Annotated in this window: 10 protein-coding genes (1 of these 10 only partly in view); 4 read left to right on the top strand and 6 right to left on the bottom strand. The window is 74.5% G+C overall.

All coding sequences use genetic code 11. The features are described from left to right. Positions 1-656: the 3' portion of a tryptophan--tRNA ligase gene (gene trpS / locus RLT57_RS17420; RefSeq protein ID WP_311300751.1), read on the top strand. 343 nt of this gene lie to the left of the window's left edge; the window shows 656 of its 999 coding nt (coding positions 344-999); its start codon lies beyond the left edge, outside the window; its stop codon occupies positions 654-656. A gap of 270 nt (positions 657-926) precedes the next feature. On the opposite strand, the gene proC is transcribed toward trpS, so the two are convergent. Next, positions 927-1760 (bottom strand): pyrroline-5-carboxylate reductase, encoded by an 834-nt coding sequence (gene proC, locus RLT57_RS17415; protein ID WP_311298323.1) that lies wholly within the window; start codon positions 1758-1760, stop codon positions 927-929. A gap of 312 nt (positions 1761-2072) precedes the next feature. On the opposite strand from proC, the gene RLT57_RS17410 reads away from it, so the two are divergent. After that, positions 2073-2513, top strand: a complete 441-nt coding sequence (locus RLT57_RS17410) for a hypothetical protein (protein ID WP_311298322.1) — start codon at positions 2073-2075, stop codon at positions 2511-2513. Between the two features lie 122 nt (positions 2514-2635). Here the strand turns inward: RLT57_RS17410 and RLT57_RS17405 are convergent, their stop codons facing one another. Both RLT57_RS17405 and RLT57_RS17400 read right to left on the bottom strand, forming a co-directional pair. Beyond that, positions 2636-2896 carry a GlsB/YeaQ/YmgE family stress response membrane protein gene (locus RLT57_RS17405; RefSeq protein WP_311298321.1) on the bottom strand — a complete coding sequence of 87 codons (261 nt, stop codon included), beginning with the start codon at positions 2894-2896 and terminating at the stop codon, positions 2636-2638. A gap of 108 nt (positions 2897-3004) precedes the next feature. Next, positions 3005-3502, bottom strand: coding sequence for an EamA/RhaT family transporter (locus RLT57_RS17400; protein ID WP_399129870.1), 498 nt, complete (start codon positions 3500-3502; stop codon positions 3005-3007). 115 nt (positions 3503-3617) lie between these two features. Between RLT57_RS17400 and RLT57_RS17395 the strand changes: the two genes are divergently transcribed. Together RLT57_RS17395 and RLT57_RS17390 are read left to right on the top strand one after the other, a co-directional pair. Beyond that, a complete protein-coding gene (locus tag RLT57_RS17395) occupies positions 3618-3986 on the top strand; it encodes an ArsR/SmtB family transcription factor (protein ID WP_311298319.1) in 369 nt (122 codons plus the stop codon). Beyond that, complete coding sequence (locus RLT57_RS17390; protein WP_311298318.1) at positions 3983-4603, top strand: GOLPH3/VPS74 family protein; 621 nt, start codon at positions 3983-3985, stop codon at positions 4601-4603. Before RLT57_RS17395 ends, RLT57_RS17390 begins: the two co-directional genes overlap by 4 nt. Positions 4604-4702: 99 nt before the next feature. Here RLT57_RS17390 and RLT57_RS17385 read toward each other — a convergent pair whose 3' ends face one another. The 3 genes from RLT57_RS17385 to ilvD form a co-directional block, all read right to left on the bottom strand. Further along, the gene (locus RLT57_RS17385; RefSeq protein ID WP_311298317.1) at positions 4703-5125 is read right to left on the bottom strand and encodes an SSI family serine proteinase inhibitor; all 423 of its coding nucleotides are present in this window, start codon (positions 5123-5125) and stop codon (positions 4703-4705) included. Positions 5126-5340: 215 nt separating this feature from the next. After that, positions 5341-6264: a universal stress protein gene (locus RLT57_RS17380; protein ID WP_311298316.1), complete on the bottom strand. Its 924-nt coding sequence runs from the start codon at positions 6262-6264 to the stop codon at positions 5341-5343. A gap of 467 nt (positions 6265-6731) precedes the next feature. Beyond that, on the bottom strand, positions 6732-8585 hold the full coding sequence (gene ilvD / locus RLT57_RS17375; protein WP_311298315.1) for a dihydroxy-acid dehydratase: 1854 nt from the start codon (positions 8583-8585) through the stop codon (positions 6732-6734). Positions 8586-8814: the final 229 nt, after the last annotated feature.

Below are 8814 nucleotides of genomic sequence, written 5' to 3'. Positions count from 1 at the left end.
GGGCGCGGGCGGCCGGTCAGAGCGTGCGGCTGTCGCTGCTGACGTACCCGGTGCTGATGGCGGCCGACATCCTGGCGTACCGGGCGGACGAGGTGCCGGTCGGGGAGGACCAGACGCAGCACGTGGAGCTGACGCGTGAGCTGGCGGAGCGGTTCAACCAGCGGTACGGGCGGACCTTCGTCGTACCGCGGGCGACGCGGCCGGCGGTGGCGGCGCGGGTGATGGATCTGCGCGACCCGCTGGTCAAGATGGGCAAGTCCCATGAGGCGACGGCGGGGATCGTCTATCTGCTGGACGAGCCGGAGACGGTCGCCCGGAAGGCGCGGCGGGCGGTGACGGACAGCGGGCCCGGGGTGTCGTACGAACCGGGGACGCGGCCGGGGGTGGCGCATCTGCTGGAGATCCTGTCGGCCTGTACGGGCGCGGCGCCGGAGAAGCTGGCGGCGGCGTACAACGGGGACGGCGCGCTGAAGGCGGCGGTCGCGGAGGCGGTGGTGGAGCTGCTGCGGCCGTTGCGGGCCCGGCACGCGGAGCTGAGCGCGGACCCGGGGTACGTGGACGCGGTGCTGCGGGAGGGGGCGGCGCGGGCCCGGGCGCTGGCGCGGCCGACGGTCGACGCCGCCTACGCGGCGATCGGGCTGCTGCCGCCTGTCTGAAGGCGTACGCGGGCCGGGGCCTGGCGGTGGTCGGGCCCCCGGCGCAGGCCGAACGGGCCGGGGGTGGTCGGGGGGGTGGTCGGGGGGTGGTCCGGGGAAAGGGGCGCCCTGGGGTCTGTCGTGGGGATCTTCGTGGGTGGCGGAGCGGGGTCCGGTGCGTGCGGCCGCGAGGCCGGGGAGGGAGGCGACGTGGTGTGCCGCCGACCGACGAAAACGCGGCAGGTGTGCGGGCCGGGACCCGCGACGCCGCGGAGATCCACCCGACAGTTCCTAGTTGCCGGAGGCCAGTTCTCGGCTGCGGTCGCGGGCCGCTTCGAGGGCGGCGAGGAGGGCGGCGCGTACGCCGTGGTTCTCCAGTTCGCGGATGGCGTTGATGGTGGTGCCGGCCGGGGAGGTGACGGCCTCGCGGAGCTTGACGGGGTGTTCGCCGCTGTCGCGGAGCATGACGGCGGCGCCGATCGCGGACTGGACGATGAGGTCGTGGGCCTGGGCGCGCGGGAGGCCGAGCAGGATGCCGGCGTCGGTCATGGCCTCGACCAGGTAGTAGAAGTAGGCGGGCCCGGAGCCGGACAGCGCGGTGGCGGCGTCCTGGTGCTTCTCCGGGACGCGGAGGGTCTTGCCGACCGGCTGGAAGATGGCCTCGGTACGGGCGAGGTGGGTCTCGTCGGCGTACCGGCCGGCGGAGATCACCGACATGCCCTCGTCGACCAGGACCGGGGTGTTGGGCATAACCCGGACCACCGCGATGCCGTCCGGCAGGCGCTGTTCGAAGAACGTGGTGGGGATGCCGGCGGCGGCGCTGATCACCAGGCGGTCGGCGGCGAGGTGGGGGGCCAGCTCGTCCAGGAGGGCGCCCATGTCCTGCGGCTTGACGGCGAGGATGAGGGTGTCAGCGGCCTTCGCGGCCTCGGCGTTGCCGACGGGCTCGACGCCGTAGCGCTCGCGCAGTTCCGCGCCGCGCTCCCCGCGGCGGGCGGTGACGAGCAGGTCGGCGGGCGCCCAGCCGGCCCGGATCATGCCGGAGAGCAGCGCCTCGCCGATTTTTCCGGCGCCGAGGACGGCGACGGTCTGCCGGCGGGACGGGGTCGTGTGCGGGGTCGTCATGGGCGGCTCACCTCAAGCGGTACGGGCGGAGGGGGTTCCCGGCCATCCTCGCAGGGGCGGGGTGCCCGGGAGGTACGCGTCCGCCTGCCGGAACGGCCGGCGCGTCCGGCCGGGGCCGCCGGTCGCGGGGCGGATCGGACCCCGGATCGAACCCCGGATCGAACCCCGGGCCGGGCCCGCGCGACCGGCGCCGTACGGCCCGGGGGCGGCGCTCCACGGGGTGGGGGACGGGTCAGGGTCATCCCCTATGGCGTTCACGGGGGGGGGCGAAGGACCGTTGGCGGTATGAGTCGTTCATCCCGAGGAACAGTCGTGTCGGGCGCGGAACAGCGGCACTTGGCCGTGGCGTCGGTGTCCCTGGGACCGTGGCGGCCGGCGGCGGTCGTCGGCGCGCTCGGCGGCGGTGTGCGGGTGGCGCTGCACCTGGTGCACGGGCACTTCGGGCTCGGCGTGCTGAGCGGGGCGGTCTCGCTGGCCGCGCTGCTGTTCTTCTGCGTCGGCGGGGTCGGGTCGGTGCTCGGCAACTCGGGGCGCGGCGCGGGCCGGGACCACCGGATCCGGCGCTGGGCACGCTCGCACCCCTGGCACGTGGCGGCGCTGCCGGCGGCCGGGATGTTCGTCACCGACCTGGTGGTCCGTCAGCTGCTGGCCGGCCAGGGCCTTCTCAGCACGGTCTGGTCCGGGCTGTGGCACGGGGCCGTGGTGGCGGCGGTGGTGGGAGTCGTGGGTTCGGTGGCGGCGTCCCGGCGCTGAGCCTGAGCGGACCCGCGTCCCGGCGCTGAGCGGACCCGGGAGCCCCTGACACGCCGGTGCCGCCGGCCGGTGGTCCGGACGGCGGCACTGAGGCGCGCGTCTTCACGCTGAGCACCCCCGGGTCAGACTCGACGCCTGCTCCACAGCGGGGTGACGACGGCGATCAGGACCGCCGCGACACCGATCTGGAGAAGGTGCCTGATCCAGTCGATGCCGTTGGTGTCCGCGACGTTGAGTACGCCGGCCAGGCCGTTGCCGAGGAGCCCGCCGACGATACCGATGAGGACCGTGGCCCACAGCGGGATGGGGTTGCGCCCCGGTACGACGAGCTTCGCCAGCAGACCGATGATCAGGCCCGCGATGATGGCCCACAGGATGGTCATGACGTCTCCGTTTCTCCCCATGTCCCCGTCATCAGGAACCTGACCTCCGTCTGCCCCGGCCCGAACCCGGCATGCACACGATCGCCTCAGTCGCTCCCGGCCGGTTGTTCAGGCGTGGTTGGCCGGATTGCCGGAGCGGGCCGCGCGGCGGCGGAGGTGCTCGGCGCGGGCCGTTTCGTACGCCGTGCGGTGGTGGCGCTCGCCCGGCGCCTCGGTGAGGCTGCGCAGGAAGTACGCGAGCAGGGTGCCGACGAAGCCGAGCGCGTACAGGCTGGAGGTGGGTTTCACCGGGTCGGAGTCGGCCGGGGGGTGTCCGGTGTAGCCCTGCCAGGTACGGCGGAAGGCGAGGACGCTGCCGGCGGCGAACCCGGCGACGGTCAGCGCGGTGAGGAGGAAGCCGAAGCCGGTCAGTCCGTGGATGCCGAAGCCCAGCGCGAGGACGCCCGCCGCGGTGGCGAGCAGGGAGCCGGTGGTGGCTGCGGCGCGTCGCCAGCCGTAGCCGCGGTCGTGCTGTACCCAGGTGGTGCCGAAGAAGCGGATCGGTTCCGGCCGGGGCTCGCCGGGCGGGGGCGGCACGACTGCTTTGGTGTCGTTCACATCGCCGATTATGACCCGGATGGGAGGTTTTCCAGTGGTATGCGAGCGTTCGCGCGGGTTGTCGGTAAGGATGCATCGGACTGGGTCGATGTTCGTGAAACATCGAACGGCTATGCTGAGAGGTATGAGGTACGCCGAGCCGCACCCCGAGACCGCGCAGCTGGAGCTCACCGACGTCATGGCCGCGCTCAGCGACCCGACCCGGGTGGGCCTGGTCCGGCTGCTGGCGGACGGGGCCGAGCGCGGATGGGGCGAGCTGCGGGTGCCCGTGGCGAAATCGACGCTGAGCCACCATCTGAAGGTGCTGCGGGCGGCCGGCCTCACCCAAACCCGCGAGGAGGGCACGCGCTGCTACGTCCGGCTGCGCCGGGCCGACGTGGCGGCGCGTTTCCCGCAGCTGCTCGACGCGGTGCTCGGGGCGGCCGACCGTGACGAGGTGGGCGCGCATGTGCGGCTCGCCCCGGACGCCGCGAACCCGGCGGTGACCCGTTGACGACCACACCGCGGGACCTCCTGATCGTGGCCATGGACATGCCGTCCACACGGCCGGTGGAGCGGGGTGACCTGTCCCTCGCGCTGGCGGGGGCCGAGCTGATCGACCTGCTGCGGGCGGGAGCCGTCCGGCTGCTGCGGTCGCGGCTGGTGCCCGAGCCGTCCGGATTCACGGTGGACGACCCCCTGCTGGGCGCCGCCGCCGCGGCGCTGGCCGACGGGGAGCCCCGGGAGCCGGTCACCGACTGGCTGTGGCGCCGGGGCCGTGGTCTGGCCGCCACGTATCTGGCGGCCTTCGAGGCGGAGGGGCAGCTCACCCGGCAGCGGTCCCGGCGCTGGGGCGTGTTCCGGTCCAGCCGGAAGGTGCTGGTCGACTCCCCCGCCCGCACCCGCGCGGCCAACCGCTGGGCCGCCGACGAGCCGGTGCTCGCCGCGCTCGCCGCCGCCGTCGGCATCCGCGACCGCCGCGCCGGCGACTACCCCGACGTGGACGACGACGCGGCTTCGGCCGTACTGGCCGCGGTCACCACCGCGGTGGGCGAACTGGACGACGAGCGCGGCCGGCGGGCGCGGAAACTGGACGACGCGGCCGTGACGAACTACCGCCGGGGGTACTGAGGGCGGGGAACTGAGGGCGGGGGCGCCGCGGGTCCGGGGTGTTCGCGGGCCCGCGCGGGTAGGGGGTTCGGTGCTTGGCCCGGGGTCGGCGCCCGGCGCTCAGAGGGCGAACACCGGGCCGGTGGCGGCCCGCAGGACGCAGGGGTTGGCGAACTTCTTGCGCCAGTGGACCCGGCGGTCCGCGAACCGGCCGTCGGCGGTGGCGGTCACGGGCGCGTAGTCCTCGTGGCAGACGGCCGGACGGCCGGGGAGCGCGTCGAAGTCGCCGCGGGCCACGGTGAGGTCGACGCAGGCCGGGCCGGCGAAGGGGTGTGGTCCGTGGGGCGCGGGTTCGCAGTACAGCAGCGCGGTGCGGGTGCCGCCGACGGTCAGCCGCAGTCCCGGGCCCGGCCACCGGTCCGCGGCGGCCGCGGCCGGTCCCGGTCCTGTCGTGGCGAGGCCGGGCAGAGCCGGGACGCCGAGGGTGAGGACGGCGAGGACGGCGAGGACGGCGAGGCGGGCGGTGACTCGGCAGCTGGGCACGGCAGCACTCCTAGGGCGCGGTCGGGACGGCCCCAGCCCACCGCCCGCGCCCGCCTCCCCGCAAGCCGCCACGCGGTCGGGGGCGTGGGCGGATCGGGGCGGCGGGCGCGGGCGGGCCTGTCGCGCGCTGCGGGCGCGGCAGGCGCCGCGGGTTCGGCGGGCGGCCCCCCCGTACGGAGGGGGTACGCGGTCGGCCGGCCCGTCCCGGCGGGCGGTCAGTCGTGCGGGATGACGGCGACCGGGGCCGGGCTGTGGTGCAGGACCGCGTGCGTGACGGAGCCGATGTGCGTGCCCAGCCGCGCGGCCCGGTTGCGGCGGCCGACGACGAGCAGGCTCGCGTCGAACGCGGCGTCGGTCAGGTGCCGGCCGGCCGAGCCCACCACCGCCTCCGCGGTCACGGCGACGTCCGGGTACTTCTCCCGCCAGGGGGCCAGCGCCGCGTCCAGGGCGCGGCGCTGCTCGGCGGCCAGTTCGGCGTCCAGGTTCACGTCGAGCGCGCCGGTGCCGTATCCGTAGTCCACCGGGAAGTCCCGGGTGTGGATCACCCGCAGGCCGGTGAGCCGACGGGCGGCCGCGTCGAAGGCGAACTCCAGTACCTCGCCGCTGGGCCGGGCCAGGTCGAGGCCGACCACCACGTCGCGGAACCGGGTCAGGACGGACGGCTGCCCGTCGGGGTCGGCGAGGTGCTCGTCGGCCTCGACCGCCTCGGCGCGGACCAGGACCACCGGGCCGGCGGCGCGGGCCAGGACACCCAGGGCCACCGAGCCGACCAGGTGCCCGGCCAGCGAGCCCAGCGCGCGCGAGCCCAGGACCAGCAGCTCGCTCTCGGCTGCGGCCCCCAGCAGGGCGTCGACCGGCGGGTCCTTGACCTGGTCCGCGGTCACGGCCAGCCCGGGGTGGCGGTGGCGCAGTTCGGCGGCGGCCTCGCGCGGTATCCGCTCGGCCCAGTGCGGGTTCGGCTGCGGGCTGTCGGGAAGCGGGATGACCAAGGGGGCCGCCACTCCGTGGACCGGCTGCCAGTCCCAGACGTGCAGCAGCCGCAGCTCCTTGCCGGTCCGGAGCGCTTCACGTGCCGCCCACTCGGCAGCCGCGCGACTCTCGCGGGAGTCGTCCAAACCTACGGTGATCAGGGGAAGCATGACGTGGACCTCCTTTTCGTCCTGCCCTCAGCCTCCGCCCCCGACCCACCCCGCCAGCAGGGGCCCAAGGTCCCGCCCCGGCGGCCGAACGGCCCCCGCCAGCACGGGACGACGGTCCCCGCGGTCACCGCCCGCCGCACCGGGATCAGCCGAAAGGGTGGAGGTGCCGGGATACGCCGTGGGTAAGGTGACGGGAACCGCCACAATTCCGCCCAGGGGGCGACATGACCGCCGAGGCCGCACCGGGCAGCGGCACCGGAGTCCCGGTTGGACCCGGCGTCCGTGGTGTCCGCGGTGACCGGGATCCACCGGGATCCACCGGGATCCACCGGGACCAGCTCCAGCCCAAGGTCCCGTACCCGGTCGTGGTGGATCTGCCGCAGATCGACCGCCTCCGAGCCGGGGAGCGGCACGCGGACGCCCCCGCCCGGCGGGTGGCCGGAGCGGGGGCGGGCGGAGCGGAGGGGTCAGCGTTCGAGTTTGCTGACGTCGCGGACGGCGCCCTTGTCGGCGCTGGTGGCCATGGCGGCGTAGGCGCGCAGGGCCGCGGAGACCTTGCGGTCGCGGGGCTTGGGGGCGTAGACGCCGTTCAGGGCCGTGCGGCGGGCGTCGAGTTCGGCGTCGGGGACCAGAAGCTCCATCGAGCGGTTGGGGATGTCGATCCGGATCCGGTCGCCGTCCTCGACCAGCGCGATGGTGCCGCCGGAGGCCGCCTCCGGGGAGGCGTGGCCGATGGACAGGCCCGAGGTGCCGCCGGAGAAGCGGCCGTCGGTGACCAGGGCGCAGACCTTGCCGAGGCCGCGGCCCTTGAGGAACGACGTGGGGTAGAGCATCTCCTGCATACCGGGGCCGCCGCGCGGGCCCTCGTAGCGGATGACGACGACGTCGCCCGCGGTGATCTCCTTGCGGAGGATCTTGTCGACGGCCTCCTCCTGGGACTCGCAGACGACCGCCGGGCCCTCGAAGGTCCAGATGGACTCGTCGACGCCCGCGGTCTTGACCACCGCGCCGTCGACGGCGAGGTTGCCGCGCAGGACGGCGAGGCCGCCGTCCTTGGAGTAGGCGTGGTCGATGTCCCGGATGCAGCCGCCGGCCGCGTCGGTGTCCAGCGACTGCCACCGCTCGGACTGGGAGAACGCCTCGGCGGAGCGGACACAGCCGGGAGCGGCGTGGAAGAGCTCCAGCGCCTCGGCGGAGGCGGAGCCGCCACGCACGTCCCAGGTGTCGAGCCACTGCTTGACGGACGGCGAGTGGACGGTGTGCACGTCCTCGTTGAGCAGGCCGCCGCGGTAGAGCTCGCCGAGGATCGCCGGGATGCCGCCCGCCCGGTGCACGTCCTCCATGTAGTACGTGCCGCCGGGCGCGACGTTGGGCGCCACCTTGGCCAGGCACGGCACCCGGCGGGACACCTTGTCCATCTCGGTCAGGCCGTAGGGCACCTCGGCCTCCTGCGCGGCCGCCAGCAGGTGCAGGATCGTGTTGGTGGACCCGCCCATGGAGATGTCCAGCGCCATGGCGTTCTCGAAGGCCGCGTGGGTGGCGATGGACCGGGGCAGCACCGACGCGTCGTCCTGCTCGTAGTACCGCTTGGCGAGGTCCACGACGGTGGCGCCGGCCCGCTCGTACAGGGCCTTGCGGGCGGTGTGGGTGGCGAGCACCGAGCCGTTGCCGGGCAGGGCCAGGCCGATCGCCTCGGTGAGGCAGTTCATCGAGTTGGCGGTGAACATGCCGGAACACGAGCCGCAGGTCGGGCAGGCGTTCTCCTCGATCCGGAGGATGTCCGCGTCGGAGACCGACTCGTCGACCGCGTCGGAGATCGCGTTGATCAGGTCGAGCTTGCGGACGGTGCCGTCGACCAGCGTGGCCCGGCCGGCCTCCATCGGGCCGCCGGAGACGAAGACCGTCGGGATGTTCAGCCGCAGCGCGGCCATCAGCATGCCCGGGGTGATCTTGTCGCAGTTGGAGATGCAGATCAGGGCGTCGGCGCAGTGCGCCTCGACCATGTACTCCACCGAGTCCGCGATCAGGTCCCGGGAGGGCAGCGAGTAGAGCATGCCGCCGTGGCCCATGGCGATGCCGTCGTCGACCGCGATCGTGTTGAACTCGCGCGCGATTGCGCCCGCGGCGTGGATCGCCTCGGAGACGATCCGGCCGACCGGCTGGAGGTGGGTGTGGCCGGGTACGAACTCGGTGAAGCTGTTGGCGACCGCGACGATCGGCTTGCCGATGTCGGAGTTGGCGACGCCGGAGGCGCGCATCAGCGCGCGGGCGCCCGCCATGTTGCGGCCGTGGGTGACGGTACGTGACCTCAGCTCGGGCACGGGTCCACTCCCTTGGGTCCCTTGGGTTCACTCGCGTTCATACGATCGGCCCGCCGCCGGTGCCGTTCCGCCGGCCCGGCCGCGTGCGGGTACGCGGGCACACGGTGTTTCGGCAGGCATGCGAGCGTGCTGACGAGGGTACGCCCGTCGCCCAGGATCCGGACGCACGGTCCGCGATACGGGACGGCCGGTCCACACCCTGTGCTACGGGGCCGGCGCGTACGGCAGG

The organism is Streptomyces sp. ITFR-21 (assembly GCF_031844685.1).
Lineage (GTDB): Bacteria > Actinomycetota > Actinomycetes > Streptomycetales > Streptomycetaceae > Actinacidiphila.
This window is presented reverse-complemented; position numbering and strand designations above follow the sequence as displayed.

Coding starts and splice junctions, on each gene's coding strand:
- proC (WP_311298323.1), bottom strand. CDS start 1,760: ATGACGACCCCGCACACGACCCCGTCCCGCCGGCAGACCGTCGCCGTC.
- RLT57_RS17405 (WP_311298321.1), bottom strand. CDS start 2,896: ATGACCATCCTGTGGGCCATCATCGCGGGCCTGATCATCGGTCTGCTG.
- RLT57_RS17395 (WP_311298319.1), top strand. CDS start 3,618: ATGAGGTACGCCGAGCCGCACCCCGAGACCGCGCAGCTGGAGCTCACC.
- RLT57_RS17380 (WP_311298316.1), bottom strand. CDS start 6,264: ATGCTTCCCCTGATCACCGTAGGTTTGGACGACTCCCGCGAGAGTCGC.